The sequence below is a fragment of the Streptomyces sp. NTD91 genome (assembly GCF_059510455.1).
This window is the reverse complement of record NZ_JCAJZW010000004.1, coordinates 252,292-278,873: the sequence shown is the minus strand read 5'-3', so window position 1 is coordinate 278,873 and position 26,582 is coordinate 252,292. Positions and strand designations below refer to the sequence as shown.

The window sequence follows — 26,582 nt, the reverse complement described above, 5'->3', positions numbered from 1 at the left end:
CACTCCGCGTCAGCCGTTGCGCTTCCAGCGCGGCTTGTCCTCGCGGCGGCCGAAGGAGCCGTTGCCGCGGTGGTCGTCACGGCGGCCGTAGGGACGCTCGTGGCCGCCGGTGGGGCTCCCCCCGCTCGCGGGCCGACGAGAGTGCGGGAGGAAGCCCGGACGGTCGTCACGGCGGTCGCGGTTGAACGGACGGTCGCTGCCCCGGTGACCACCGCGCTCGTCCCGGCGGAAGCCGCCACGGTCGCCACGGTCCCGGTCGAAGGAGCGGCCACCGCGGTCGTCCCGACGGTCACGGTCGAACGGACGGCGGTCGTCACGACGCTCGCCGCGGTCCCGGTCGAAGGAGCGGTTACCGCGGTCGTCCCGACGGTCACGGTCGAACGGACGGCGGTCGTCACGACGGTCGTCACGACGCTCGAAGCCACGGCCTCCACGGTCGTCACGGCGCTCGAAACCGCCCCGCTCGTCACGGCGCTCGAAGGAGCGGCCACCGCGGTCGTCCCGACGGTCACGGTCGAACGGACGGCGGTCGTCACGACGGTCGTCACGACGCTCGAAGCCACGGCCACCGCGGTCGTCCCGACGGTCACGGTCGGTGCCGCGCCGCTCCCGGCGCTCGTACGGCGCCGAGGCCGCGGGACGCTCCTCGCGTCCGGCCTCCCGCTCGGCCGTCTGCTCGGCGACCGCCAGCTCCTCGGCCGCCGAAGCCTGCGCCTCGGCCACCGCGGCCTCCGGGTCCTCGCCGCGCTCGCGGGCGACCCGGGCGACCAGCCGGTCGGCCTCCTCGCGCAGTTCGGTGGCACGGCGCTGGGCGCGCTCCAGCTGCTTGGTGAGCTGGGCGACCTCGCGCTCGGCCTGCTGGGCGGCGTTGCCTGCGGACTCGGCCTGGACCTCGGTCATGGAGCGGGCTCCGGTGATCTCGGCGACCTCCGGGTCGAAGGCGCCGGCACCCTGGATGATGTGCCGCGCCGCGTCGACGCCCGCGTCCTCCATCAGGCGGAAGATCTGCCGCCGCTGGTGCGGCAGGGAGAGCGAGACGACCGTGCCGGTACGGCCCGCACGGGCGGTCCGGCCGGCGCGGTGCAGGTAGTCCTTGTGGTCGCCGGCCGGGTCCACGTTCAGGACCAGGTCGATGCCGTCGACGTGGATGCCGCGGGCGGCGACGTCGGTGGCGACCAGGCAGTTGACGTAGCCGTCCTTGAAGTCGGCCAGGGTGCGGGTGCGCGCGCCCTGCGTCATGCCGCCGTGCAGGGCGTCGGCCTTCACGCCGGCCTCGCGCAGCTGCTCGGCGACGCGGTCGGCGCCCAGCTGGGTGCGGACGAAGATGATCGTGCGGCCCTTGCGGGAGGCGATCGCGGCGGTGACCGGCGCCTTGTCCTTGGGCTTCACGATGAGGATGTGGTGCGACATGGTCGTCACCGCCCCCTGGGCCGCGTCCACCTCGTGCGAGACGGGCTCGGCCAGGTAGCGGTCGACCAGGGTCTTGATCTCGTTCTCCATCGTGGCGGAGAAGAGCATGCGCTGGCCGCCGGCCGGGACCTGGTCCAGCAGCTCCGTGACCTCGGGCAGGAAGCCCAGGTCGGACATCTGGTCGGCCTCGTCCAGGACGGCGATCCGCACGTCCTCGAGCGAGCAGGCGCCGCGGTTGATGATGTCGCGCAGCCGGCCCGGGGTGGCGACCAGGATGTCGACGCCGCGCTCCAGGGCGTAGATCTGGTTGCCCATCGAGGTGCCGCCGCACACGACCTTCATCTTCAGGCCGAGGACGTCGCCGTACGGCTGGAGGGCGTCGGCGACCTGCATGGCCAGCTCGCGGGTGGGGGTGAGGATGACGGCGCGGGGCCGCTTCTTCTCGGTGCGGCCGCCGGCCAGCTGGGCCAGGGTCGGCAGACCGAAGGAGAGGGTCTTGCCGGAGCCGGTGCGGCCCCGGCCGAGGATGTCCTTGCCGGCCAGGGCGTCCGGGATGGTCGCGGCCTGGATCGGGAAGGGGGTGGTCACGCCGTTCTGCGCGAGCTTGCGCACGACACCCTCGGGCAGGCCGAGGTCGGCGAAGGTGATCTGGGGGGTCTGGGTCTGGGGGGTGTCAGCGGCCTCGGGGGCCTCGGTGATCTCGGTCGTCGCGTCGGCGAGGTCGCCCTCGAACTCGGCGAACTCGTCCTCGGACACGACGAACTGATCAGTACTGGACACGGACATGCGAATGCGAAACCTTCCGGAGTCTCGTCGGCACGCGCCCGTCAACTCCGTGATTCGCTCACGACCGCCTCAATGCGGTCCGCCACGGCAAAGGAGAGTACGCGCCACACGGCGCGCTCTGTGGTGGCGCCGGGCAAATGGGATCAAACGATCTACCACCATACGCACTCCCCACCCCCGAAGGCAAACCGTCCCCGTCGCCGCAGGTCAGCTCCGGTCCCCCGCACCGCTACCCGCGTTCACGCCGCCGCGGGCGCCGGGGCCGGTTCGCGTTCGACGAGCTGCGACCCCGGCCCCTCGTGCGCCGAGGAGGACGGCTCGGCCGACGGCGGTGCCGAGGTCGCGGGCGGCGGGGGCGAGGCCGGGGAGACGGGCGGAGTGGAGGTGACCGGCGGTGTCGGCGGCGCCTCGGTCGGTGCGGGGTCGCCGGGCCGGGTCGTGCCCGGCTTCGGCGGTGCCGTGGGCGCGCTCTTCCCACCGGACGGGGAGGCCGAGGGCGAGGCCGAGTCCTCGCCCCGTTTCGCCCTGCCGTCGTGCCCGCGCTTGCCGTCGCCCGGCGGGCCGTCGTGCCCGCCGAAGCCGCCGGCGCCCTCCACCGGGCCGCCGTCGGACGCCTCACCGCCGTGCCGGCCGGCCGAGTGCGCGGGCCTGGCCCCGCCCGCGTCGTCACCCACGTTCACACAGCCGGCGGCAGCGGCGAGCGTCAGCGCCGTGACGGTGAGCCGGACGGGTACGGACAAGGGGCGCACGGCGGCCACCTCCGGAGGCGAGAGGAGAAGTCAACCTCCCCAACTCCCGCCGCCCGCAAGAGGACACGCGTCACGTGCGTATCGGGCTCAGCCGTAGCCGAGGGTGTGCAGCCGGGTGTCGTCGATGCCGAAGTGGTGGGCGATCTCGTGCACGACGGTCACCTCGGTCTCCGCGACGACGTCCTCCCTGCTCGCACACATCCGCAGTGTCGGGCCGCGATAGATGGTGATGCGGTCCGGCAGCACCCCGGCGTACCACTCGCCCCGGTCGGTCAGCGGGGTCCCCTCGTACAGTCCCAGCAGCTCGGGGTCGTCGACCGGCGGTTCGTCCTCCACGAACACGGCCACGTTGTCCATGAGCCGCGTCAGCTCCGGCGGGATCCGGTCGAGCGCCTCGGCGACCAGTTCCTCGAACTCCTCACGCGTCATCTCCAGCACATGGTCATTGTCCGGTACGAGATGCCGTACGAGACCGCTGCGGCACCGCATATCCGCCCCCGCACCCGGGCATACGGCACCAATGGTCCGCATCCCCGTCGCAGCGTTCCGCAGGATGACGACCCGTCTGCGCCACCGCACGGCGCCCCGCCCGCACCTCCCGACCGACCGCCCGCACCCCACGACGACCCGCTCGCGCGCCGCGACGCATCCCCCTGGCCGCGCCCCGAACCGCCCGCACCGCGCACCCACCCGCCCGCTCCCCGCCCTGGAGCTCGCAGCGCGGCCCCACCCCTGGCTCAGCGCCCTCGGGCTGACGGCGGTCGTGCTGGTCGGCGCCTGGCTGGGGCTGCTCATCGTCGGAAACGTACGGGCCCCGGTCGGCCCGATGAACACGACGATGGCGCTGCGCCCGTCCCTGACCGGCGGCACGAAGATCAACGTCTCTCCGCTGGGCGCGCTCTCCCTGGACACCCATGTGGCACCGGTCCGCCTGGACGTGAACGTGGACCAGTTGGACCCGCTCCGCTCCCAGGCCCTGGTCGACCACCCCGAGCGGATCTCCGGCCTCCAGGACGAGGTCGCCCAGGACGTCGAGCACGACACGCTGGTCCTGGCGGTGCGCTCCTGTGTCGCGGTGGTCGTCGGAGCCGGCGCCCTCGGTCTCGCGGTGTACCGCAGGCCCCGCCGGGCCCTGGCCGCCGGCGGCCTCGCGCTGACCCTGCTGGCCGCGTCCGGAGCGAGCGCGTACGCCACCTGGAACCCGAAATCGGTCCTGGAGCCGAAGTTCTCCGGGCTGCTCAGCTCGGCGCCGGCGGTGGTCGGCAACGCGCGCAGCATCGTCACCGAGTTCGACGTCTACCAGAAGGAGCTGGCCCGCCTGGTGACGAACGTGACGAAGCTCTACGACGTCACCTCCACCCTCCCGGCGTACCAGCCGGACCCTTCCACCATCCGGGTCCTGCACGTCTCCGACATCCATCTCAACCCGGCCAGCTGGAAGATCATCGCCTCGCTGGTGGAGCAGTACAAGGTGAACGTGATCGTCGACTCCGGCGACACCATGGATCACGGTACGTCTGCGGAGAACGGCTTCCTCGACCCGATCCGGGACCTGGGCGTGCCCTACGTCTGGGTGCGGGGCAATCACGACTCGCGGACCACCCAGCGTTATCTGGAGCGGATGAAGAACGTGCACGTCCTGGACGACGGCCGGGCGGAGACGGTCGCCGGCCTGCGTTTCGCGGGCATCGGCGACCCGCAGTTCACCCCGGACCGCTCGGTGGTGCCCGGCGGGGACGCGGCCGAGCAGTTGGCGGGCGACCGGCTGGCCAGCGCCCTGCGCGACCAGAAGGCGGCCGGCTCCCCCGTCGACGTCGCGATCGCCCACGAGCCGTCCGCGGCTCGTGAGACGGACGGCGAGGTGCCGCTGGTGCTGTGCGGTCATCTGCACCACGAGGGGGACGAGATGCTGCCGTACGGCACCCGGCTGCGCATGGAGGGCTCCACGGGCGGCAGCGGACTGCGGGCGGTGGAGCGCCAGTACCCCGCTCCCATCGAGGCCTCGATCCTCTACTTCGACCGCGACAGCCACCGCCTACAGGCCTGGGACGCGATCAAACTGGGCGGGCTGGGAGAGACGACGGCCGAGGTCAGCCGTCATCTGGCCGACGAGAACCGCCCGAAGACCGGCCCCTCTCGCGGCACCGCCCCGGGCGACTCGAACGCGCCTTCCCGCAGCTCGTCCGCACCCTCGCCGTAAACCGTTTTGGCGATACTCCCCGCCATCCCATATGCTTCTCACGTCCCCGACGCGCTGACGAAGCGCCCAGGCGGGCCGATAGCCCTCATCGTCTAGCGGCCTAGGACGCCGCCCTTTCAAGGCGGTAGCACGGGTTCGAATCCCGTTGGGGGCACGTACGAGAGATCCCCTTTACAGGGGATCTTTTGCGTTTCCGGCCCGCTGCCTCACCTATCGCCCATGGAGGGGCAGACGACGGCCCACGGCCGCACCGCCCGCGTCGCGGGGCCGATCACCGGCTCGTCGCGCGGCCGGCCGACCACGATGACGGCGCCGCCGTACTCCAGTGACGTGCGAGGATCAGCTCACCGCGGGGTGTTCCTTGCAACGGGCGAGCAGCCCGACGGTCGCGCCTCCAGACAGGACCCGGCCGACGAGCGCCGTCTCCTCGGGGCCGCCGTTCAGTCCACCGTCCTGACCCGTGAACGCCACCACCGGGTCGCCCGAGCCCGGTCCGTACCGCCCGTCGAGCTGCCGAGGCCGAACTCCAGGACCTTGGCAGGACTCCCCTTCCTCTCGCCGATGCCGACCATGCGCACCCTGCCGAGGTGACTCCCCTCACCCCCGGTGAATAACAGTTACGAGGGGCCACGACGGCTCTGATATGCTGATCCAGCGATCTCGGGCAGCAACAAAATGCAGGTCAACCAAAGGGATTCCACTCCCGGCGGATGCCACCTCATCATTTTGGAAACCCGCCTCGCGGTGTGCGACACTAAGCTCGCTGGTTCGCACAGCAACTTGGTCCTGTGGAGCAGTTTGGAGTGCTCGCCACCCTGTCAAGGTGGAGGCCGCGGGTTCAAATCCCGTCAGGACCGCTGGTGTTTCACGTGAAACACCGTGGCTGGGTAGCTCAGTTGGTACGAGCGTCCGCCTGAAAAGCGGAAGGTCGCCGGTTCGACCCCGGCCCCAGCCACAGCCAGAAGGCCCCGTTCAACGAACGGGGCCTTCGTCGTACGGCATGACTGTGCTGGTCTTTGGGGGGGCCGTGGCAGACGACTTCCGGGGTTTCGACATCGCTCGGCGTGGTTACGACCGTACCCAGGTGGACGCCTATCTGGCACGCCTTGCCGCAGGTACGGCACCGCAGACGCTGCCCGCTTTCGACGTCGTCCGGCGCGGGTATGACCGTGCCCAGGTGGACGCACGGGTCGCACAGCTGCCGAACGGGGGCACCGGACGATGAGCCAGAACCAGGTCCGAGCGGAGTCGGACACCGATGTGGAGAAGACACGAGCACGGTACGGGCTGCTCGCGGTCGTCGTCAGCAACCTCGCGATCGCCGGGATCGCGATCTTCGGTGTGTGGCGGCTCGACGGTGACAAGTCCGTGATCGTCGGCATCCTGACCGCCGCGTTCACCGCCGTGAGCAGCATGACGACCGCCTACCTGGGCATCAAGGCCGTCGCCAACACGGCGAAGTCGATCGGCCTCACGACACACCCCCGGCACACCGACCCGGCCCCTTCCACGGCACCCGCTCAGCGCACCGGCTCCTAGGGCGTGTCCGACCATTCCCGTCTGCCGCGCTTCGGGCAACGACGCGAATGGTCAGCCAGGCCCTGACTGGGAAGGCGCGGGCGGGTTCGTCGGGCCGCCGGCGGGGTGCCGGTGCCGCCGGTTCAGGAACACCACGCAGGCGACGACCGCCCAGCCCGCCAGCACCAGGAAGGGAAAGGCGTGCTGGTGGCCGCGGAAGTACACCGCGGTGTGCTGGGCGTTCACCGAGGCGCCCGGCGGCAGCCAGCGGCCGATGGTGCCGAGCGCGGACGGCAGCAGGGGCCAGGAGACCGCGCCGCCGGAGGACGGGTTGCCGAGCAGCACCATCAGTCCCCAGGTCGGCAGCATGGCCCATCGTCCGACCAGGGTGTTGAACATCGTGAACACCATGCCCGAGGTGAACATCGTCAGGGCGAGGATCGCCCACGACTCCACGAACGGCAGCTTCAGGGCCCCCAGCCACCAGTCGACCACCGCGGCGATCGTGAATCCGCCGAGCAGGGCGTAGGCGACGATGTACGCGACGCGCTCCCGGGGCTTCAGTGCCGGGGCGTGCACGCTGAGCTGGATGGCCCCGACGAATCCGATGATCACGGCCGCGAGCGAGACGTAGAAGATCGCGAGCCCTCTCGGATCGCCCCGCTGCAGTGGCTTGAGGTCGTGGATCAGCACGGTGGTGCCGGTGACCCGGCCCACCTTCACCCCGGCCTCCGCAAGGACCTGCGCGACCGTCGCGCCGGACGCGCCGGACACGTCCAGGGTGATCGAGCGGCCGCCTGCGGGGGCCTCGACGACCGCGAACACCTGCTGCTGGTCCACCGCGCGGACGGCGTCCCGCCGGCTGCCGTACGGCCGCAGTTTCAGGGAGGCGTCCAGGGCCTTCTCCATGCCCCCGATGAAGCGCCGGGCCGGCGGCGCGCCGTAGGCGCCGGTCACCGCGATGGGGATGCTGTGCGGGGTCGGGTTGGCCATGGCATAGGTGTACGAGCCCGCGAAGAGGCCCGCCATCGCGGCGATGAGCAGGAGGAGGACCGTCGCGGGGAGGAAGGGGGACTGTTTGAAGGCCGCCCAGCGCGAATCGGACATAACGGCCACTTTGGCAGCTCGACAGGCGGCTGGCGCCCCGAGTCAAATGGTTCGCGTGTTTTTCGGCCGGGGTGAGATCCTGGGTCGCGTATGTCTACGCATCCCGCCCCCGCTCTCGGCACCCTCGCCTCCCGTCTGACCGAACTGTCGCTGCGCGACGCGCACCGGCTCGGCCGACGGCTCGAGGGCGCACGCAAGATCCGTAAGCCCGAGGCCCGCGTCGCCGTCCTCGCCGAGATCGAGGCCGAGGTCGGCAGGGCCGAGGCCCGCATGGCCGAGCGGCGCCTTCGTGTGCCCGCCGTCGGCTACCCGGAGCAGTTGCCGGTCAGCCAGAAGAAGGACACGATCGCGGCGGCCATCCGTGATCACCAGGTCGTCATCGTCGCCGGTGAGACCGGCTCCGGCAAGACCACGCAGATCCCGAAGATCTGTCTGGAGCTGGGCCGCGGCGTGCGCGGCATGATCGGGCACACCCAGCCCCGGCGCATCGCCGCCCGTACCGTCGCCGAGCGCGTGGCGGAGGAGCTGAAGACGCCCCTCGGCGAGGCCGTCGGCTGGAAGGTGCGGTTCACCGACCAGGTGAACCCGGACGCCACCTTGATCAAGCTGATGACGGACGGCATCCTGCTCGCCGAGGTCCAGACCGACCGAGAGCTGCGCGCCTACGACACGATCATCATCGACGAGGCCCACGAGCGGTCCCTCAACATCGACTTCCTGCTCGGCTACCTGGCCCAACTGCTGCCGAAGCGGCCTGACCTGAAGGTCGTCATCACCTCGGCGACCATCGACCCCGAGCGCTTCTCCCGGCATTTCGGCGACGCTCCGATCATCGAGGTCAGCGGCCGGACCTATCCGGTTCAAGTGCGCTACCGGCCGCTCCTGGAGGAGGACACCGAGGACGCCGACCGCGACCAGATCACCGCGATCTGCGACGCGGTCGAGGAACTCCAGGCCGAAGGCCCCGGCGACATCCTCGTCTTCCTCTCCGGTGAACGCGAGATCCGCGACACGGCGGACGCCCTGGAGAAGAAGAAGTACAGATTCACCGAGGTGCTGCCCCTCTACGCCCGGCTCTCGCACGCCGAGCAGCACCGGGTGTTCCAGCCGCACACCGGGCGCAGGATCGTGCTGGCCACGAACGTCGCCGAGACGTCCCTCACCGTCCCCGGCATCAAGTACGTCATCGACCCCGGCTTCGCCCGGATCAGCCGCTACAGCCACCGCACCAAGGTCCAGCGGCTGCCCATCGAACCGATCTCGCAGGCCAGCGCCAATCAGCGCAAGGGCCGCTGCGGCCGGACGAGCGACGGCATCTGCATCCGGCTGTACTCCGAGGACGACTTCCTCGCCCGCCCGGAGTTCACGGACGCCGAGATCCTGCGGACGAACCTGGCCTCCGTCATCCTGCAGATGACCGCGGCCGGCCTCGGCGACATCGAGAAGTTCCCCTTCATCGACCCGCCGGACCACCGCAACATCCGCGACGGCGTGCAACTGCTCCAGGAACTGGGCGCACTGGACCCGGCGCAGAAGGACCCCCGCAAACGCCTCACCGAGACCGGCCGCAAGCTGGCCCAGCTGCCCGTCGACCCGCGCCTGGCCCGGATGGTCCTGGAGGCCGACAAGAACGGCTGCGTCCGCGAGGTCATGGTCGTCGCAGCGGCCCTTTCCATCCAGGACCCGCGGGAGCGCCCGGCCGACCAGCAGACACAGGCCGACCAGCAGCACGCCCGCTTCAAGGACGAGACCAGCGACTTCCTCGCCTACCTGAACCTGTGGCGGTACATCCGCGAGCAGCAGAAGGAGCGGGGCTCCAGCTCGTTCCGCCGGATGTGCAAGCAGGAGTACCTGAACTTCCTGCGCATTCGCGAATGGCAGGACATCTACACCCAGCTGCGCACCGTGGCCAAGCAGATGGGCATGCACCTCGAGGAGCCTGCTGCGGGTACCGACGCCCCCGCCGACCGCATCCACGTCTCGCTGCTCGCCGGTCTCCTCTCCCATGTCGGGATGAAGGACGTACGCGACGGCAACAAGAACGAGTACCTGGGCGCCCGCAACGCCAAGTTCGCGATCTTCCCGGGTTCGGCGCTGTTCAAGAAGCAGCCGAAGTTCGTGATGTCGGCCGAGCTGGTGGAGACGAGCCGGCTCTGGGCGCGGGTCAACGCCAGGATCGAGCCGGAGTGGGTCGAGCCGCTCGCCGGGCATCTGCTGAAGCGGACGTACAGCGAACCGCACTGGGAGAAGGACCAGGCGGCCGTGATGGCGTACGAGAAGGTCACGCTGTACGGCGTCCCGATCGTCGCCCAGCGCAAGGTGAACTACGGCCGGATCGACCCCGAGGTCAGCCGCGAGCTGTTCATCCGCAACGCGCTGGTCGAGGGCGACTGGCGTACGCACCACAAGTTCTTCGCCGACAACCGCAGACTCCTCAGCGAGGTCGAGGAGCTGGAGCACCGGGCGCGGCGCCGGGACATCGTGGTCGACGACGAGACGCTGTTCGACTTCTACGACCAGCGGGTGCCCGAGCACGTCGTGTCCGGCGCGCACTTCGACTCCTGGTGGAAGCGGAAGCGGAACGAGCAGCCTGACTTCCTGGACTTCGAGCGGGAGATGCTCATCCGGGAGTCGGCGGAGGCGGTCACCAAGGCCGACTATCCGGACTCCTGGCGGCAGGGGCCGCTGAAGTTCCGTGTGACCTACCAGTTCGAGCCGGGCGCGGACGCCGACGGTGTGACCGTCCACATCCCGCTGCAGGTGCTCAACCAGGTCACGGACGAGGGCTTCGACTGGCAGATCCCGGGCCTGCGCGAGGAGGTCGTGACGGAGCTGATCCGCTCCCTGCCCAAGCCGATCCGCCGTAACTACGTCCCCGCCCCGAACTACGCGAAGGCCTTCCTCGACAAGGCGGTGCCCCTCCAGGAGCCACTGACGGTGACGATGGCCCGGGAGCTGAAGCGGATGGTCGGCGTCCCGTTCGAGGCGGACGACTTCGACTGGTCCAAGGTCCCCGATCACTTGAAGATCACTTTCCGGATCGTCGACGAGCGGCGCCGGAAGCTGGCCGAGGACAAGGACCTGGAGGCGCTGAAGCTGCGCCTGAAGCCGAAGGCGCGCAAGGCCCTCTCCCAGGCAGCGGCGGCGACCGCCGAACGCCGGGGCGGCGAGTCCCTGGAGCGCAAGGGCCTGACCGACTGGACGATCGGAACGCTCACCCCCGTCTTCGAGACCCGCCGCGCCGGCCAGCCGGTCAAGGCCTACCCCGCCCTCGTGGACGACGGCGACATGGTCTCGGTCCGCCTCTTCGACACGGAGGCCGAGCAGGCCGAGGCCATGTGGAAGGGCACCCGGCGGCTGATCCTGCGCAACATCCCCGTGAACCCGGCGAAGTTCGCGTCCGAGAAGCTGACGAACGCCCAGAAGCTGGCGCTCTCGGCGAACCCGCACGGCTCGATCCAGGCCCTCTTCGACGACTGCGCGACGGCGGCCGCCGACAAGCTGATCGCGGACTTCGGCGGCCCGGCGTGGGACGAGGAGTCGTACCGCAAGCTGTACGACAGGGTACGCGCGGAGATCGTCGACACTACGGTCCGTACGGTCGCCCAGGTGCAGCAGGTGCTGGCCGCCTGGCAGGCCTGTGAGCGCCGCCTGAAGGCGGTGCGGAGCCCGGCGCTGCTGGCGAACCTGACGGACGTCCGCAAGCAGCTGGACGCCCTGGTGAAGCCGGGATTCGTCACGTGGGTCGGCATACGCCGGCTGCCAGACCTGATGCGCTATCTGGTGGCCGCGGACCGGCGCCTGCAGCAGATGCCGACGAACGTCCAGCGGGACACCACGCGCATGGAGAAGATCCACGAGATGCAGGACGAGTACGCCTGGCTCCTCGAACAGCTCCCCCAGGGCCGACCGGTGCCGCAGCAGGTCCTGGACATCCGCTGGATGATCGAGGAGCTGAGGGTCAGCTACTTCGCCCACGCCCTGGGCACCGCGTACCCCGTCTCCGACAAGCGGATCGTGAAGGCGATCGACGCGGCGGTGCCGTAACCGCACCCGCACGGGGAGTGAGTTCGACCAGGCGGCCCCACCTCCTGTACAGTCTCTTCTCGCAGCGCACTGCGCAAACCAAGCGCCGCGAAACCTGGTCCTGTGGAGCAGTTTGGAGTGCTCGCCACCCTGTCAAGGTGGAGGCCGCGGGTTCAAATCCCGTCAGGACCGCAGAGAGACTGAGGCCCGCACCCGCGAGGGTGCGGGCCTCAGTCATGTACCGCCCCCCCCGAGACGAGGGCCGCGCCAGGGGGCTCCGTACGGGCCGCTCCTGCCGTGCCGGCGCCGCGGCAGGCCCATGGGCCGCCGGGACGGACAACCGCGCCGGTACGAGCACCGGCACCCGGCGTGCGGCCGGACCCGTGGAGCCGTCCCGCTCTCTTGACGGCGTCACATTCCGTCGGTACCCAGAAGACAGGGCCCGTTCCCCTGTGCGGTCCGCGGAGGTGGGGTATGGCGGCATCGGTCAGGCACGAGACGCGGGCGCTGCTCCGGGCCCATCTGTCGGCCGCGTCGTCCTACCGGCATCTCACCCGCCACTGCCCCATCTGTCACCACCTCCTGCGGCTGGCGATGGACGCCGGCCCACGGGGACCCGAAGCGCGCGCCGAGGAAGCCGAGCACGAACGACCCCGCAGCGCGTGACCCGCCCGCGCCCCAACACCCCTGCGGGCGTGGGGTGCTGGCACCGGAACCGCTCCCCTAGCGCACTCATGCCGCCGACAACAACCGCTCGGCGATGTGACGGGAGTCACCGCATGAGTTTCCGAGAAGGCGGTACTTACCCCCTTCCTACAACGGGTCAATTTAATATGTGCAATTGCACTGCTCTCGGGGCTCGCGCACACCCGTTCCGACAGCCCTGCCCAGACTCCGACAAGGCCACGCACAGGTACGGCCCCCGAACCCGACCGGCGCACAAAAAAGATCGCGCTGGACCCGGCGGAGTCCAGCGCGATCGACGACGCACCCTGTGTCGCTGCCTACGACGTTCTCTTCGGCTTGGGCGAGGGTCCTGTTGGGGCAGGTCCCGCGTCGCTTGGAGCTAGGGTTCCGGGCGTCTCGGCGAGTTGGGGGACCAACCGTTTCGCCCGGTTATGCAGTTGTTCAGGCCTCGCTGCGCTGCTGCGGGATACCCGCGAGCAGTGCGCGGACCTCGGCCTCGCGGTAGCGGCGGTGCCCACCGAGCGTGCGGATGGACGTGAGCTTGCCGGCCTTCGCCCACCGCGTGACCGTCTTGGGGTCGACGCGGAACATCGTGGCGACCTCGGCGGGGGTCAGCAGCGGCTCGGCATCAGGGGTGCGAGCGGTCATGAGCGGCCTCCTCGGGAGAACCGAACCTTCTCGGTTCTTTCCTCTAAATTCTGCACCTTGACCCGCGTTGCCCGAAATGGCGGACGCGAGTCGAGTCGGTTATAGGACGAACGGCTTGTCCTCGGCACTACAACTACACCATCTGTCCAGCCGCGTCGGCCAAACCGATGGAATTGCCCTCCCAGGTGTTCATCAGCGACGGAAGCCGATGGACCATGCCATAGCGGACAGTCACGCCACTGTGACGATCAGTCACAGGACGATCAGGAGTCACAAGACCCCCCAGAGCGTGCAATGCGGAGAATCCGCCCACAATGGAGCACAGCTGGGCGGATGGAGCCCTCCCCGGACTCCTTGTCCTATTTTGGCATGAGGGGCGGCACTTAGGGCAAGGCTCTTGTAAGTGCTGTCCATCACCCTTGGGACAAAAGTCCAGATCGGGACCATCGTCCCGGCACAGGGTCAAGTGGCCTAGACCGTACGCTGTTCGACGCCGTTCGAGCCGTGACGTACGTCACTCTTGCGGCAATTCCGGAATTTCAGTTCGCCGAGCGCCGGTCCCGCACCGCCCGCCACCGCTCCACGAGCCGCGCGTAGGCCTCGCCCGCCGCCGCCCCGTCGCCCCGGCGCAACGCGTCGATGCCCTCGGCCACGTCCGCCGCCGAGTGGTCGCCCTCCAGCTCGCCGGCCGGCAGCACATGCACCAGGCCGCCGTAGTCCAGCTCCACCAGCGAGCGCGGATGGAACTCCTCCAGCCAGCGCCCGACCTCCACCAGACCGTCGATCAGCGGCCCTTCCTCCACCGTGTCCCGCAGCGTGCGCAGCGCCCGCGCCACCCGGCGCCGGGCCTGCACCATCGGCGTGCGGTAGCGCAGCAGCGGCGGTACCTCGGCGGTGCCCTTCTCGTACTGCCGCTCCTCGTCGGAGACCAGCACGAACCAGTTCAGCGGCACCTGCCAGGTCGCCGTGCGGATCCACGGGCGGGCGTCGGGATTGCGGGCCAGCCAGCGCTCGTAGTCCTGCGCGGCCTGGCGCCGTACGACCGGGGGCAGCACCGCGTCCAGGACCGGCGCCGGAAGCTCCTCGGCCAACTCGCCGAGCGCCTGCCAGCCGCGCAGCCGGGTCCGCCACGGGCACACGCAGACCACACCGTCGACCTCCGCCACGAAGGCGTCGCTGCTCTCGTGCACCGGCACCGCCACCGGCGGGGTGGGCAGCAAGTCGGCGAGGGAGCGGCGCAGTTCATCCTGGTAGGAGGGGCGGTCCGGGCGGCGGGCGTAGCGCGCCCAGTGGCCCCGCTCCGGCTCCGGGAAGGCGCCCAGCGGCTCGTACACGCGCAGGTACGCGGCATAGGGGACGACCACGGAGGACACCTTCGGCACGCCTGCTCCCTCCCCATCGGGCCCGGCTCGAAACCACTGCAAATCGTCCCACGGTCATGCGTGCGCAGGAGGCACGGGAGAGTGATCCTGAACACTGCACGGATGGTGGTCGCGGCAAGGCTCTACGCTCATGCCACGGCACCCCGCCACCCGTACGGGGTTCCACCCCACTCGCCGCTCTTTACACAGGAGTCACCACAGTGACCGACGTAATTGGCGCACCTGCCGATGTCCTGCACACCCTGTTCCACTCGGACCAGGGCGGCCACGAGCAGGTCGTGCTCTGCCAGGACCGCGCCACCGGCCTGAAGGCCGTGATCGCCATCCATTCCACCGCCCTGGGCCCGGCCCTCGGCGGCACGCGCTTCTACCCGTACGCGACCGAGGCCGAGGCGATCGCCGACGCCCTCAACCTCGCACGCGGCATGTCCTACAAGAACGCCATGGCCGGCCTCGACCACGGCGGTGGCAAGGCCGTGATCATCGGCGACCCGGAGCGCGACAGGACCGAGGAGCTGCTCCTCGCCTACGGCCGCATGGTCGCCTCCCTCGGCGGGCGCTACGTCACCGCCTGCGACGTCGGCACGTACGTCGCCGACATGGACATCGTGGCCCGCGAGTGCCGCTGGACCACCGGCCGCTCCCCGGAGAACGGCGGCGCCGGCGACTCCTCCGTGCTCACCTCCTTCGGCGTCTACCAGGGCATGCGCGCCTCCGCCCAGCACCTGTGGGGCGACCCGTCGCTGCGCGGCCGCAAGGTCGGCATCGCCGGCGTCGGCAAGGTCGGCCACCACCTGGTGAAGCACCTGCGCGACGAGGGCGCCGAGGTCGTGATCACGGACGTGCGCGCGGACGCCGTCCAGCGCATCCTCGAGCAGTACCCCGCGGGCGTGACGGCGGTCGCCGACACCGAGGACCTGATCCGGGTCGAGGGGCTCGACATCTATGCCCCCTGCGCGCTCGGCGGTGCCCTGAACGACAGCTCCGTCCCCGTGCTGACCGCCAAGGTGGTGTGCGGCGCGGCCAACAACCAGCTCGCGCACCCCGGCGTGGAGAAGGACCTCGCCGACCGCGGGATCCTCTACGCGCCGGACTACGTGGTGAACGCCGGCGGGGTCATCCAGGTCGCCGACGAGCTGCACGGGTTCGACTTCGACCGGTGCAGGGCGAAGGCCGCGAAGATCTTCGACACCACGCTGGAAATCTTCGCACGTGCGAAGGAAGACGGGATTCCGCCGGCCGCCGCGGCCGACCGGATCGCCGAGCAGCGGATGGCCGAGGCACGCGTCGGGCACGCCGCGCAGTGACCGGGTCGCACAGGTGAGCGGTACCCGTCGGCGGGAACTTAGAGAGAACTCTCACTTCCACCGGCGGGTCGTTCCCCGATAAGTGGTTAAAATCGCCACTGACCAGCGAGGACAGGGCGCCTCGACGGTCCTGTGCACACGCGCGTGCTGCGGGCGACGTACCGTATGGGCGCGGGCTCAGGTACCGTGGAAGCCCTACGGACCGGCCTCTCCACGGAGAGTCCGTTCCAGATCATGAACGCGTGTCAGACTCTGGGGCCGTCGAGCCCCGTCGTTGAGGGGGTCGAGCCATGGGGCGCGGCCGGGCCAAGGCCAAGCAGACGAAGGTCGCCCGCCAGCTGAAGTACAACAGCGGTGGGACGGACCTCTCACGCCTGGCCGAGGAGCTGGGCGCATCGACGTCACCGTCGAACCAGTCGCCGAACGGTGACCGTTTCGAGGACGCCGATGAGCAGGACGACGACGACCTGTACCGTCGGTACGCCGACCTCTACGAGGACGACGACGAGGATGAGGACGAGAGTCCTCACCAGCACCGTCGCGGCGCTTGACCTTGCATTGACCAGTCCGGTCGGTGGCAGTGCCACCGACCGGTTTCTGTGCTGTCCGCACGGTCACCGACCGCGGGATCAGGCCGCGTAGTCCCCGACCAGCTCCGCGCCGGTCTCCCTGGCGCCCCGTTCGGTGATCTCGCCGGCCACCCAGGCCTCGACCCCACGGTCCTCCAAGGTCGCGAGGGCGACCTCGGCGGACTCCGCGGGGACGATCGCCATCATGCCGACGCCCATGTTCAGGGTCTTCTCCAACTCCAGGCGCTCGACGTTCCCGGTCTTCCCGACCAGGTCGAATATCGCGCCCGGGGTCCAGGTGGAGCGGTCGACGACGGCATGCAGCGTGTCGGGGATCACGCGGGCCAGGTTGGCCGCGAGTCCGCCGCCGGTGATGTGGCTGAACGCGTGCACGTCCGTGGTCCGGGTCAGCGCGAGGCAGTCCAGCGAGTAGATCTTCGTGGGCTCCAGCAGCTCCTCGCCGAGGGTGCGGCCGAGTTCGGCGACCTCCGACTCCAGGGCAAGACCCGCCGTGTTCAGCAGGACGTGCCGGACCAGGGAGTACCCGTTGGAGTGAAGCCCGGAGGACGCCATGGCGATCACCGCGTCGCCCGTGCGGATGCGGTCCGCGCCGAGCAGCCGGTCGGCCTCCACGACGCCCGTGCCGGCCCCGGCGACGTCGAAGTCGTCCTCGCCGAGGAGACCGGGGTGTTCGGCCGTCTCGCCGCCCACGAGGGCGCATCCGGCGAGCACACAGCCCTCCGCGATGCCCTTCACGATGGCCGCGACGCGCTCGGGGTGGACCTTGCCGACGCAGATGTAGTCGGTCATGAACAGCGGCTCGGCACCGCACACCACGATGTCGTCCATGACCATGGCGACCAGGTCGTGGCCGATGGTGTCGTAGACGCCCATGCGGCGCGCGACGTCGACCTTCGTGCCGACGCCGTCGGTGGCGGAGGCGAGCAGCGGGCGCTCGTAGCGCTTGAGGGCGGAGGCGTCGAAGAGGCCGGCGAAGCCGCCGAGGCCGCCGAGGACCTCGGGGCGCCGGGTCTTCTTCACCCACTCCTTCATCAGCTCGACCGCGCGGTCGCCCGCCTCGATGTCGACGCCCGCCGCTGCGTAGCTGGCACCAGTTGTCTCAGGCATGACTGTGAGAACTTTCGTGTCGTACTGCAGGGTGTTACGGGCGGCGGATCGCATCGGCCGCGGCCGTGGCGGCGGGACCGGCCGCCAGCTCGGTCTCCAGCAGCTGCTTGCCGAGCAGCTCGGGATCCGGCAGCTCCATCGGGTAATCGCCGTCGAAGCAGGCGCGGCACAGGTTCGGCTTGGCGATCGTGGTCGCCTCGATCATGCCGTCGATGGAGATGTAGGCGAGCGAGTCGGCGCCGAGCGAGGTGCCGATCTCCTCGATGGTCATGCCGTTGGCGATGAGTTCCGCGCGCGTGGCGAAGTCGATGCCGAAGAAGCAGGGCCACTTCACGGGCGGCGAGGAGATCCGGATGTGGACCTCGGCGGCGCCGGCCTCGCGCAGCATGCGGACCAGGGCCCGCTGGGTGTTGCCGCGCACGATCGAGTCGTCGACGACGACCAGGCGCTTGCCCTTGATGACTTCCTTCAGCGGGTTCAGCTTGAGGCGGATACCGAGCTGGCGGATGGTCTGCGAGGGCTGGATGAAGGTCCGGCCGACGTAGGCGTTCTTCACCAGGCCGGAGCCGAAGGGGATGCCCGAGGCCTCCGCGTAGCCGATGGCGGCGGGGGTGCCGGACTCCGGGGTCGCTATGACCAGGTCGGCCTCGACCGGGGCCTCCTTGGCGAGCCGGCGGCCCATCTCCACGCGGGAGAGGTACACGTTCCGGCCGGCGATGTCGGTGTCCGGGCGGGCCAGGTACACGTACTCGAAGACACAGCCCTTGGGCTTCGCATCCGCGAATCGGGAGCTGCGCAGTCCGTTCTCGTCGATGGCGACGAACTCGCCCGGCTCGATCTCGCGGACGAAGCTCGCACCGCAGATGTCCAGGGCAGCGGTCTCGGAGGCGACCACCCAGCCGCGCTCCAGTCGGCCGAGCACCAGCGGGCGGATGCCCTGCGGGTCGCGGGCGGTGTAGAGGGTGTGCTCGTCCATGAAGACGAGCGAGAAGGCGCCCCGCACCTTCGGGAGGACCTGGTGGGCCGCCTCCTCGATGGTGAGCGGCTTGCCGTCCTCGTCGACCTGGGCGGCGAGCAGCGCCGTCAGCAGGTCGGTGTCGTTGGTGGCCGCGACCCGGGTGGAGCGGCTGTTGTTGTCGTTCGGCAGGTCGGCGACCATCTCGGCGAGCTGCGCCGTGTTGACCAGGTTGCCGTTGTGGCCGAGCGCGATCGAGCCGTGCGCGGTGGCGCGGAACGTCGGCTGGGCGTTCTCCCACACGGAGGCGCCGGTGGTCGAGTAGCGGGCGTGTCCGACCGCGATGTGACCCTGGAGCGAGCCGAGCGAGGTCTCGTCGAAGACCTGGGAGACCAGGCCCATGTCCTTGAAGACGAGGATCTGGGAGCCGTTGCTGACCGCGATTCCCGCGGATTCCTGACCCCGGTGCTGGAGGGCGTAGAGCCCGAAGTACGTGAGCTTTGCGACCTCTTCGCCCGGAGCCCAGACACCGAAGACGCCGCAAGCGTCCTGGGGGCCTTTCTCGCCGGGAAGCAGATCGTGATTGAGTCGACCGTCACCACGTGGCACGCCACCGAGTGTAGGCGAGGTCGACCACTGGTCCGAATTGGGGATCCGTGCCCGGGGTGCACCGCCTCTCGTCGATCACCTTGTGTGTTTCCGCGTTTTTGCTGGTCAGCGGAGCGCTTGGGGAGTGGGTGACGAACCTGCGGGCGGCGCTCGGGGGTCCGGGTGCCGGACGCGTACGTGAGGTGTCGCACATCATCCGCCCGCGTTGCGGCTGAGGCGGATGAGGTCGCCGTCGCCGTCCGTGAGCGTGAGTTTCGCGTGGTCCGTCCTGGCGACGAGCGTGCCGGTGGTGAGGGCGCGCGCGAGGGCGCGTTCGAAGTCCATGCGCTCCGGTCCGCAGGCCATCCTGGTGGTGCGCAGATCGCCGAGCGTGATGCGGTCGCCGTGGACGGTGGCCCGGGCGCTGAACTGGTTGCAGCCGAGGTTGCCGGCCGCCCTGCCGTCCGCGTCGATGCGCAGGCGAGCGGAGGCGGGCGCGTGGCGGGTCGTATCGCCGACGGTGAGGCTGTCGACCCGCCAGTCGATGCCGGTCACGGGCTGCTGGACGGTCACCGCACCACTGTCCGCCCTCCCGTTGCCGCACGCCACCGTGAGCGCGGCGAGCAGGCCGGCCGCCGACGCGAGGATCATGCGTTGCTTGTACCGGTTCATGCTGATTCGACGGCGGACCGGTCCCGACGGTTCCGCTCACGCCATGATCGGCAGCAAGCCTCCGAGGTCGGCGCGCTCCCCGCTCGCGCTCACCTTGGCCTCCGCCAGGGCGTCCTTCCAGCTCACCCGGCCGGTGGCGAGCCGGATCCAGGTCAGTGGGTCGGTCTCCACGACGTTCGGCGGCGTGCCCCGGGTGTGCCGGGGCCCCTCGACGCACTGCACCACGGCGTACGGCGGCACCCGCACCTCGGTCGAGCCGCCGGGCGCCTTCACGGCGAGCGCGTCGGCGAGCAGCCGGGTGGCGGCGGCCAGCGCCCGGCGGTCGTACGGCACGTCCAGGCCGGGCACGGCGGCGTTCAGGTCGTCGGTGTGGACGACCAGCTCGACGGTGCGGGTGACCAGATAGTCGTCCAGCGACAGGGCGCCGACACTGGTCGGCAGGATCCGGGTGCCGGGGTGCTCGTCGAGGAGGGCGCGCAGGGAGGCGTCGACGTCCGCGAGGTAGGCGTCCGGGTCGGAGTGCTGGGCGGCCAGGTCGCGGGTGTACGCGTCGATGGCCGCGGAGTTGGCCGAGGTGGCGAACGGCCAGTCGAGCGGCACGGCGTCCGCCTTCGCCGGCTCCGGCAGGTCCAGGGCCCGGCTGATCGCGGTGAGCGCCATGCCGATGTGCGCGACGAGATCGCGTACGGTCCATTCGCCGAGCCGGGTGGGCAGGGCGAGCTGCTCGGGGCCGAGGCCGCGTACGGCCTCTCGCACCTTGCCGAACTGGGCGAAGACGGCTGCTCGGGTCTTGGCGGGGTCGTAGCTGCGGGCGCGCTTCCTGGCCGGTGGCATGACGGTGAGCCTATGCCTTCGCCGCGCGCCCCTTCAGGGCCTTTTCCGGCACACCCGTGGCGCCACCTTCGGCGGAGGATCTGAGGCCGTGTGCGCAAAGGCCCCGCCCGGTGTTCCGGACGGGGCCCTGCACAGGCGTGCGGCGTTTACGCGAGCAGCGCCGGGACGGTCTCCTCGTGGGCCTTCCTCAGCTCCTCCAGCCTGAGCGTGAACGCGCCCTGGACCTCCACCGTGTCGCCGTCCACGACACCGATGCGGGTGGCCGGCAGGCCCCGCGCACCGCACATGTCGTTGAAGCGGACCTCCTCCGAGCGCGGCACGGCGACGATCGCGCGGCCGGCCGACTCGGAGAACAGGAAGGTGAAGGCGTCCAGACCGTCCGGTACGACCAGCCGGGCGCCCTGGCCACCGAGCAGCGCGGACTCCACCACTGCCTGGATCAGGCCGCCGTCGGACAGGTCGTGCGCGGAGTCGATCATGCCGTCGCGGGAGGCGGAGATCAGGATCTCCGCCAGCAGCCGCTCCCGCTCCAGGTCGACCTTCGGGGGCAGGCCGCCGAGGTGGTCGTGGATCACCTGGGACCAGGCCGAGCCGCCGAACTCCTCACGGGTGTCGCCGAGGAGGTAGATCAGCTGCCCCTCCTCCTGGAAGGCGACCGGCGTGCGACGCGCGACGTCGTCGATCACGCCCAGGACCGCGACCACCGGTGTCGGGTGGATCGCCGCCTCTCCGGTCTGGTTGTAGAGCGAGACGTTGCCGCCGGTCACCGGCGTGCCGAGCTGCAGGCAGGCGTCCGCCAGACCGCGCACGGCCTCCGCGAACTGCCACATCACGGCCGGGTCCTCGGGCGAGCCGAAGTTCAGGCAGTCGGAGACCGCCAGCGGCTTGGCGCCCGTCGTCGCCACGTTCCGGTACGCCTCGGCCAGCGCCAGCTGCGCGCCCGTGTACGGGTCGAGCTTGGCGTAGCGGCCGTTGCCGTCCGTCGCGATGGCGACCCCGAGACCGGTCTCCTCGTCCACGCGGATCATGCCGGAGTCCTCCGGCTGGGCGAGGACGGTGTTGCCCTGCACGAGGTGGTCGTACTGCTGGGTGATCCACTTCTTGGAGGCCTGGTTCGGGGAGGCGACCAGCTTCAGGACCTGGTCCTTCAGCTCCTCGCCCGTCTGCGGCCGGGGCAGCTTGTCCGCGTCGTCGGCCTGGAGGGCGTCCTGCCAGTCCGGCCGGGCGTACGGCCGCTCGTAGGTCGGGCCCTCGTGGGCGACCGTACGCGGGTCGACGTCCACGATCTTCTCGCCGTGCCAGAAGATCTCCAGCCGGTCGCCGTCGGTCACCTCACCGACGACGGTGGCGATGACGTCCCACTTCTCGCAGATCGCCAGGAAGCGGTCGACCTTCTCCGGCTCCACGACCGCGCACATGCGCTCCTGCGACTCGCTCATGAGGATCTCCTCGGGCGAGAGGGTCGAGTCGCGCAGGGGCACGTCGTCCAGGGTGACGCGCATACCGCCGGAGCCGTTCGACGCCAGCTCACTGGTGGCGCAGGACAGGCCGGCCGCGCCGAGGTCCTGGATGCCGACGACCAGCTTCTCCTTGAAGGCCTCCAGGGTGCACTCGATGAGCAGCTTCTCCTGGAAGGGGTCGCCGACCTGCACCGCGGGGCGCTTGGAGGGCTTGGCGTCGTCGAAGGTCTCGGAGGCCAGGATCGACGCGCCGCCGATGCCGTCGCCGCCGGTCCGGGCGCCGTACAGGATGACCTTGTTGCCCGCGCCGGAGGCCTTGGCGAGGTGGATGTCCTCGTGCCGCATGACGCCGATGGCACCGGCGTTGACCAGCGGGTTGCCCTGGTAGCAGGCGTCGAAGACGACCTCGCCGCCGATGTTGGGCAGGCCGAGGCAGTTGCCGTAGCCGCCGATGCCGGCGACCACGCCGGGCAGGACGCGCTTGGTGTCGGGGTGGTCGGCCGCGCCGAAGCGCAGCGGGTCGACCACGGCCACCGGGCGGGCGCCCATCGCGATGATGTCGCGGACGATGCCGCCGACACCCGTGGCCGCGCCCTGGTAGGGCTCGACGTACGACGGGTGGTTGTGCGACTCGACCTTGAAGGTGACCGCGTAACCCTGGCCGACGTCCACCACACCGGCGTTCTCGCCGATGCCGACGAGCAGCGCGTCGCTCTCGGGCGCCTTCTCGCCGAACTGGCGCAGATGGACCTTGGAGGACTTGTACGAGCAGTGCTCGGACCACATGACCGAGTACATGGCGAGTTCGGCACCGGTGGGACGGCGGCCGAGGATCTCCACCACCCGCTCGTACTCGTCCTTCTTGAGGCCGAGTTCGGCCCAGGGCAGCTCGACGTCGGGGGTCGCGGCCGCGTGCTCGACCGTGTCCAGAGGCGTCCGGCTCATGCGTTGACCAGCTTCTTGAGGATCGAGGTGAAGAAGGGGAGCCCGTCGGTACGGCCCGTGCCGACCAGCGGCTCGACGGCGTGCTCGGGGTGTGGCATCAGGCCCACGACGTTGCCGGCCTCGTTGGTGATGCCGGCGATGTCGTTGAGCGAGCCGTTCGGGTTGAAGTCGACGTACCGGAAGACCACGCGGCCCTCCGCCTCCAGCTTGTCGAGCGTGTACTCGTCGGCGACGTACCGGCCGTCCATGTTCTTCAGCGGGATGTGGATCTCCTGGCCGGCGCGGTAGTCGCTGGTCCAGGCGGTCTCCGCGTTCTCCACCCGCAGCTTCTGGTCGCGGCAGATGAAGTGGAGGTGGTCGTTGCCGAGCATGCCGCCCGGGAGGAGGTGGGCCTCGGTGAGGATCTGGAAGCCGTTGCAGATGCCGAGGACCGGAAGGCCGGCCTTCGCCTGCTCGATGACCGCCTCCATCACCGGCGAGAACCGGGAGATGGCACCGGCGCGCAGATAGTCGCCGTAGGAGAAACCGCCGGGCAGGACAACAGCGTCGACCTGCCTGAGGTCCTTGTCCTTGTGCCACAGGGCGACCGGTTCGGCACCCGCGAGACGGATCGCGCGCTGGGCATCCTGATCGTCGAGGCTGCCCGGGAAAGTGACGACGCCAATACGAGCGGTCACTTGGCCGCCTCCGCCACTTCTTCGACCTTGACGGTGAAGTCCTCGATCACGGTGTTCGCGAGGAAGGATTCCGCAAGATCGTGGATGCGGGCGAGCACGGCCTCGTCGACCGGCCCGTCAACTTCCAGTTCGAAACGCTTTCCCTGACGGACGTCCGAGATCCCTTCGAAACCCAGGCGCGGCAGCGCACGCTGGACCGCCTGGCCCTGGGGGTCGAGGATCTCCGGCTTGAGCATGACGTCGACTACGACGCGTGCCACTGGCACTCCCGGTGTGTGGTGCTGAGCAGGTCCCTTCAGACTACCCGCACCAAATTTCTACGCGGGTAGAGTTGTAGGAAACTACGTGAGGCGCATCACGATCGGGTGTCGGAGCCGCACGCCCGCGAAAAGTTCTGGGAAAGTTCCACAGTCCGTCCCGTTCACCTATTGTCTTCGGACACGCGGACGGATTTAGTCGGGCTTCACTTTGCATTGCCGGGCACTGTACAAATGAATTGGCAATAGCCGATACTCGGCACGTCGTCACCGTTGAGCTGTATCGACGTGCCGCACGAAGGGACCGATATTCGTGGCGCAAAAGGTCGTGGTCACGCTCTTTGACGACATCGACGGCTCGGAAGCGGCGGAAACGATCGCCTTCGGGCTCGACGGCAAGTCGTACGAGATCGACCTGAACGAAACCAACGCCAAGAAACTGCGCAAGGCGCTCGCGCCCTACGTCGAGGCCGGCCGCAAGCGGTCGAGGTCCGGCAAGGCGTACAAGCAGACGGAGGTCGCGCCCGACCCGGCGGCCGTCCGCGCCTGGGCCCAGGCCAACAAGATGGACGTCCCGGCCCGCGGACGCATCCCCAAGAAGGTCTACGAGGCGTTCAGCGCCGCGCAGTGAACCCCGCCCAGGGGGTCACGAAGCCCGCGAAGGGGCAGTCCTCAGGGTCCGTCACCGGGCCCTGAGGGCCGCGCACTTGGGCATTCCGGGCAGCAGGAGGGAGCCGACTTGCGCGACCCCCCTGTTGATCGGCTAGTGTCTGGGACACGCCGAGGGGTGAGGCCGGAAGGCACAGCCCCGAGGACCGTGCGGGTGTAGTTCAGTAGCAGAACATCCCCCTTCCAGGGGGAAGGCGCAGTGTGCAATTCCTGTCACCCGCTCCGGCACCGGTCGTCACGACCACTCCTGTGGATCAGGTAGGCTGGTGCTCGCACCGATCGGTGGGAGCCGGTCGGGAGCAGTGCGGACGTAGCTCAGTTGGTAGAGCGCAACCTTGCCAAGGTTGAGGTCGCGAGTTCGAGCCTCGTCGTCCGCTCGGGAATGAGACCCCGGTCCTCTGGGCCGGGGTCTTTTCATGTACCCGCCGGGGGCGCGCACCCTGGGATGGTCACGATGTGAAGGTCGCCACATCCCCGCGCACGAAACCGCCCCGGCGCCGGTCGTCAGCGGACACGAGCGCGGCCCGGTCGGCCGGCACGGGCGTGCACGGCAGGCGTGCACGGGTTCGAGGGGCGTCCGGCGCCGGCCGGCGCCCAGCGGCTCACCCGGACCGTCCAGGCCGTACACGCCGAAACCGTTGCCCCGGCGCACAGTTGACCGTCGGCGCGTACGGATTCCGAGGCCGCCTCGCCGGAGACGGCCGTGCTGCGGTCGGGCCCGGTCACGGACATCGCCGAGCGGGCGGGCGTCGTCGCCGGCACCTCCGGGAGCAGCCTCCCCGGCCGGGGCGGAACACGGCGCGCAGAACCGTCGTGCGGTGGTGTGTCTCGCGGGCGAGCGAGGTTGGGTATAGTTGCTCTCGCGCCACGGCGCAAGGCGGACGTAGCTCAGTTGGTAGAGCGCAACCTTGCCAAGGTTGAGGTCGCGAGTTCGAGCCTCGTCGTCCGCTCCATGAAGAAGCCCCCGGTTCCTCACCGGGGGCTTCTCGCGTCGGCCCCCGGTTCTCGACCGGGGGCCGTGTCCGTGGGGTCAACTCCAGGTCAGGCCCGTGAGCCGCTCGTACGCCTCGATGTACTTCTGCCGGGTCGCCTCGACGACCTGCTGCGGCAGCGGCGGCGGAGGCTGCTCGCTCTTACGGTCCCAGCCGGACTCCGCGGAGGTCAGCCAGTCCCGGACGAACTGCTTGTCGTACGACGGCTGGGCGCGGCCCGGCTGCCACTGGTCGGCCGGCCAGAAGCGGGAGGAGTCCGGGGTGAGGACCTCGTCGGCGAGGACCAGGGCGTCGCCGTCGAAGCCGAACTCGAACTTGGTGTCCGCGAGGATGATCCCCCGGTCCCGGGCGATGTCCCGGGCGCGGGAGTACACGGCGAGGGTCGCCTGGCGCAGCTGGGCGGCGGTCTCGGCGCCGACCTGGCGGGCCACCTCCTCGTAGGAGACGTTCTCGTCGTGCTCGCCGACCGCGGCCTTGGTGGCCGGGGTGAAGATCGGGGCGGGGAGCTCCGAGCCGTCGACGAGGCCCTCGGGCAGGGCGAGGCCGCAGACCGTACGGGACTCCTTGTACTCCAGCAGGCCCGAACCGGTGAGATAGCCCCGGGCCACGCACTCGACCGGGACCATCCGCAGCGACTTGCAGACCAGCGTGCGGCCCTTCCAGTCGGCGGGGGCTCCCTCCGGCAGTTCGGTGCTGATCACGTGGTTGGAGGCGATGTCGCGCAGCTGGTCGAACCACCACAGGGAGAGCTGGGTGAGGACACGGCCCTTGTCGGGGATCTGTGTGGGCAGCACCCAGTCGTACGCGGACATGCGATCGCTGGCGACCATCACGAGGTCGCCCGCCTCGTTCTGGTACAGCTCGCGCACCTTTCCGGTGTGCAGGTGCACCAGGCCCGGAACCTGAATCGGCTCGGGCTTTTCTACGAATCCGGACACGGTTCCTCCCCGTGGTTGAAAAAGTGGGGGGCCCGCAGGGCTCGTATGGGGGGGGTGGTGGGAGACGGGCGGGCCGAT

23 protein-coding genes and 7 tRNA genes are annotated in these 26,582 nt (G+C 70.0%); 16 read left to right on the top strand and 14 right to left on the bottom strand.

Annotated features, from left to right (window positions below):
* Positions 1-9: 9 nt before the first annotated feature.
* The 3 genes from AC5WRT_RS07335 to AC5WRT_RS07325 form a co-directional block, all read right to left on the bottom strand.
* Positions 10-2,196, bottom strand: a complete 2,187-nt coding sequence (locus AC5WRT_RS07335; RefSeq protein ID WP_496092039.1) for a DEAD/DEAH box helicase — start codon at positions 2,194-2,196, stop codon at positions 10-12.
* A 239-nt stretch (positions 2,197-2,435) separates the two neighbouring features.
* Positions 2,436-2,945 carry a hypothetical protein gene (locus AC5WRT_RS07330; protein ID WP_496100021.1) on the bottom strand — a complete coding sequence of 170 codons (510 nt, stop codon included), beginning with the start codon at positions 2,943-2,945 and terminating at the stop codon, positions 2,436-2,438.
* A gap of 87 nt (positions 2,946-3,032) precedes the next feature.
* Positions 3,033-3,383: a metallopeptidase family protein gene (locus AC5WRT_RS07325; RefSeq protein WP_496092041.1), complete on the bottom strand. Its 351-nt coding sequence runs from the start codon at positions 3,381-3,383 to the stop codon at positions 3,033-3,035.
* 82 nt (positions 3,384-3,465) lie between these two features.
* Here AC5WRT_RS07325 and AC5WRT_RS07320 point away from each other — a divergent pair, with 82 nt between their 5' ends.
* The 7 genes from AC5WRT_RS07320 to AC5WRT_RS07290 all read left to right on the top strand — a co-directional run bounded on the left by AC5WRT_RS07320 (position 3,466) and on the right by AC5WRT_RS07290 (position 6,684).
* Positions 3,466-5,145, top strand: coding sequence for a metallophosphoesterase family protein (locus AC5WRT_RS07320; protein ID WP_496100020.1), 1,680 nt, complete (start codon positions 3,466-3,468; stop codon positions 5,143-5,145).
* Between the two features lie 81 nt (positions 5,146-5,226).
* Positions 5,227-5,299 (top strand) — tRNA-Glu (locus AC5WRT_RS07315).
* Positions 5,300-5,364: 65 nt separating this feature from the next.
* Positions 5,365-5,736, top strand: a complete 372-nt coding sequence (locus AC5WRT_RS07310; RefSeq protein WP_496092043.1) for a hypothetical protein — start codon at positions 5,365-5,367, stop codon at positions 5,734-5,736.
* Between the two features lie 191 nt (positions 5,737-5,927).
* A tRNA-Asp gene (locus tag AC5WRT_RS07305) sits at positions 5,928-6,002 on the top strand.
* A gap of 24 nt (positions 6,003-6,026) precedes the next feature.
* Positions 6,027-6,100, top strand: a tRNA-Phe gene (locus tag AC5WRT_RS07300).
* Positions 6,101-6,172: 72 nt separating this feature from the next.
* Positions 6,173-6,370 carry a DivIVA domain-containing protein gene (locus AC5WRT_RS07295; RefSeq protein ID WP_496092044.1) on the top strand — a complete coding sequence of 66 codons (198 nt, stop codon included), beginning with the start codon at positions 6,173-6,175 and terminating at the stop codon, positions 6,368-6,370.
* Complete coding sequence (locus AC5WRT_RS07290; protein ID WP_496092045.1) at positions 6,367-6,684, top strand: hypothetical protein; 318 nt, start codon at positions 6,367-6,369, stop codon at positions 6,682-6,684. Before AC5WRT_RS07295 ends, AC5WRT_RS07290 begins: the two co-directional genes overlap by 4 nt.
* A 51-nt stretch (positions 6,685-6,735) precedes the next feature.
* On the opposite strand, the gene AC5WRT_RS07285 is transcribed toward AC5WRT_RS07290, so the two are convergent.
* Positions 6,736-7,770, bottom strand: a complete 1,035-nt coding sequence (locus AC5WRT_RS07285) for an ABC-2 transporter permease (RefSeq protein ID WP_496100019.1) — start codon at positions 7,768-7,770, stop codon at positions 6,736-6,738.
* A 90-nt stretch (positions 7,771-7,860) separates the two neighbouring features.
* Between AC5WRT_RS07285 and hrpA the strand changes: the two genes are divergently transcribed.
* The 3 genes from hrpA to AC5WRT_RS07270 all read left to right on the top strand — a co-directional run bounded on the left by hrpA (position 7,861) and on the right by AC5WRT_RS07270 (position 12,462).
* Positions 7,861-11,817, top strand: coding sequence for an ATP-dependent RNA helicase HrpA (gene hrpA / locus AC5WRT_RS07280; RefSeq protein ID WP_496092047.1), 3,957 nt, complete (start codon positions 7,861-7,863; stop codon positions 11,815-11,817).
* Positions 11,818-11,913: 96 nt separating this feature from the next.
* A tRNA-Asp gene (locus tag AC5WRT_RS07275) sits at positions 11,914-11,988 on the top strand.
* Between the two features lie 282 nt (positions 11,989-12,270).
* A complete protein-coding gene (locus AC5WRT_RS07270; protein ID WP_496092048.1) occupies positions 12,271-12,462 on the top strand; it encodes a DUF6274 family protein in 192 nt (63 codons plus the stop codon).
* A 462-nt stretch (positions 12,463-12,924) separates the two neighbouring features.
* On the opposite strand, the gene bldC is transcribed toward AC5WRT_RS07270, so the two are convergent.
* Together bldC and AC5WRT_RS07260 are read right to left on the bottom strand one after the other, a co-directional pair.
* Positions 12,925-13,131, bottom strand: coding sequence for a developmental transcriptional regulator BldC (gene bldC / locus AC5WRT_RS07265; protein WP_003949541.1), 207 nt, complete (start codon positions 13,129-13,131; stop codon positions 12,925-12,927).
* Positions 13,132-13,670: 539 nt separating this feature from the next.
* A complete protein-coding gene (locus AC5WRT_RS07260) occupies positions 13,671-14,513 on the bottom strand; it encodes a DUF8083 family protein (RefSeq protein ID WP_496092049.1) in 843 nt (280 codons plus the stop codon).
* Between the two features lie 200 nt (positions 14,514-14,713).
* Between AC5WRT_RS07260 and AC5WRT_RS07255 the strand changes: the two genes are divergently transcribed.
* Together AC5WRT_RS07255 and AC5WRT_RS07250 are read left to right on the top strand one after the other, a co-directional pair.
* The gene (locus tag AC5WRT_RS07255) at positions 14,714-15,820 is read left to right on the top strand and encodes a Leu/Phe/Val dehydrogenase (protein WP_496092050.1); all 1,107 of its coding nucleotides are present in this window, start codon (positions 14,714-14,716) and stop codon (positions 15,818-15,820) included.
* Between the two features lie 290 nt (positions 15,821-16,110).
* On the top strand, positions 16,111-16,371 hold the full coding sequence (locus AC5WRT_RS07250; RefSeq protein ID WP_496092051.1) for a DUF3073 domain-containing protein: 261 nt from the start codon (positions 16,111-16,113) through the stop codon (positions 16,369-16,371).
* 78 nt (positions 16,372-16,449) lie between these two features.
* Here the strand turns inward: AC5WRT_RS07250 and purM are convergent, their stop codons facing one another.
* The 7 genes from purM to purS all read right to left on the bottom strand — a co-directional run bounded on the left by purM (position 16,450) and on the right by purS (position 23,908).
* A complete protein-coding gene (gene purM, locus AC5WRT_RS07245) occupies positions 16,450-17,517 on the bottom strand; it encodes a phosphoribosylformylglycinamidine cyclo-ligase (RefSeq protein ID WP_496092052.1) in 1,068 nt (355 codons plus the stop codon).
* Positions 17,518-17,551: 34 nt separating this feature from the next.
* Entirely contained in the window at positions 17,552-19,081 is a 1,530-nt protein-coding gene (purF, locus tag AC5WRT_RS07240; protein ID WP_496092053.1) for an amidophosphoribosyltransferase, read from the bottom strand.
* A gap of 192 nt (positions 19,082-19,273) precedes the next feature.
* Entirely contained in the window at positions 19,274-19,711 is a 438-nt protein-coding gene (locus AC5WRT_RS07235) for an META domain-containing protein (protein ID WP_496092054.1), read from the bottom strand.
* A gap of 57 nt (positions 19,712-19,768) precedes the next feature.
* Complete coding sequence (locus AC5WRT_RS07230) at positions 19,769-20,566, bottom strand: maleylpyruvate isomerase family mycothiol-dependent enzyme (RefSeq protein ID WP_496100018.1); 798 nt, start codon at positions 20,564-20,566, stop codon at positions 19,769-19,771.
* 146 nt (positions 20,567-20,712) lie between these two features.
* On the bottom strand, positions 20,713-22,971 hold the full coding sequence (gene purL / locus AC5WRT_RS07225) for a phosphoribosylformylglycinamidine synthase subunit PurL (RefSeq protein WP_496092056.1): 2,259 nt from the start codon (positions 22,969-22,971) through the stop codon (positions 20,713-20,715).
* The gene (gene purQ / locus AC5WRT_RS07220) at positions 22,968-23,648 is read right to left on the bottom strand and encodes a phosphoribosylformylglycinamidine synthase subunit PurQ (protein ID WP_496092057.1); all 681 of its coding nucleotides are present in this window, start codon (positions 23,646-23,648) and stop codon (positions 22,968-22,970) included. The genes purL and purQ overlap by 4 nt, the downstream gene beginning before the upstream one ends.
* Positions 23,645-23,908: a phosphoribosylformylglycinamidine synthase subunit PurS gene (gene purS / locus AC5WRT_RS07215; RefSeq protein ID WP_020124274.1), complete on the bottom strand. Its 264-nt coding sequence runs from the start codon at positions 23,906-23,908 to the stop codon at positions 23,645-23,647. The genes purQ and purS overlap by 4 nt, the downstream gene beginning before the upstream one ends.
* 310 nt (positions 23,909-24,218) lie before the next feature.
* Between purS and AC5WRT_RS07210 the strand changes: the two genes are divergently transcribed.
* From AC5WRT_RS07210 to AC5WRT_RS07195, 4 genes are all read left to right on the top strand, one after another.
* On the top strand, positions 24,219-24,536 hold the full coding sequence (locus AC5WRT_RS07210; protein ID WP_031164632.1) for a histone-like nucleoid-structuring protein Lsr2: 318 nt from the start codon (positions 24,219-24,221) through the stop codon (positions 24,534-24,536).
* 188 nt (positions 24,537-24,724) lie between these two features.
* Positions 24,725-24,796: transfer RNA gene (locus AC5WRT_RS07205), tRNA-Gly, on the top strand.
* A gap of 82 nt (positions 24,797-24,878) precedes the next feature.
* A tRNA-Gly gene (locus AC5WRT_RS07200) sits at positions 24,879-24,951 on the top strand.
* A gap of 500 nt (positions 24,952-25,451) precedes the next feature.
* A tRNA-Gly gene (locus AC5WRT_RS07195) sits at positions 25,452-25,527 on the top strand.
* Between the two features lie 77 nt (positions 25,528-25,604).
* Here the strand turns inward: AC5WRT_RS07195 and AC5WRT_RS07190 are convergent.
* Positions 25,605-26,504, bottom strand: coding sequence for a phosphoribosylaminoimidazolesuccinocarboxamide synthase (locus tag AC5WRT_RS07190; protein WP_496092058.1), 900 nt, complete (start codon positions 26,502-26,504; stop codon positions 25,605-25,607).
* Between the last annotated feature and the right edge of the window lie 78 nt (positions 26,505-26,582).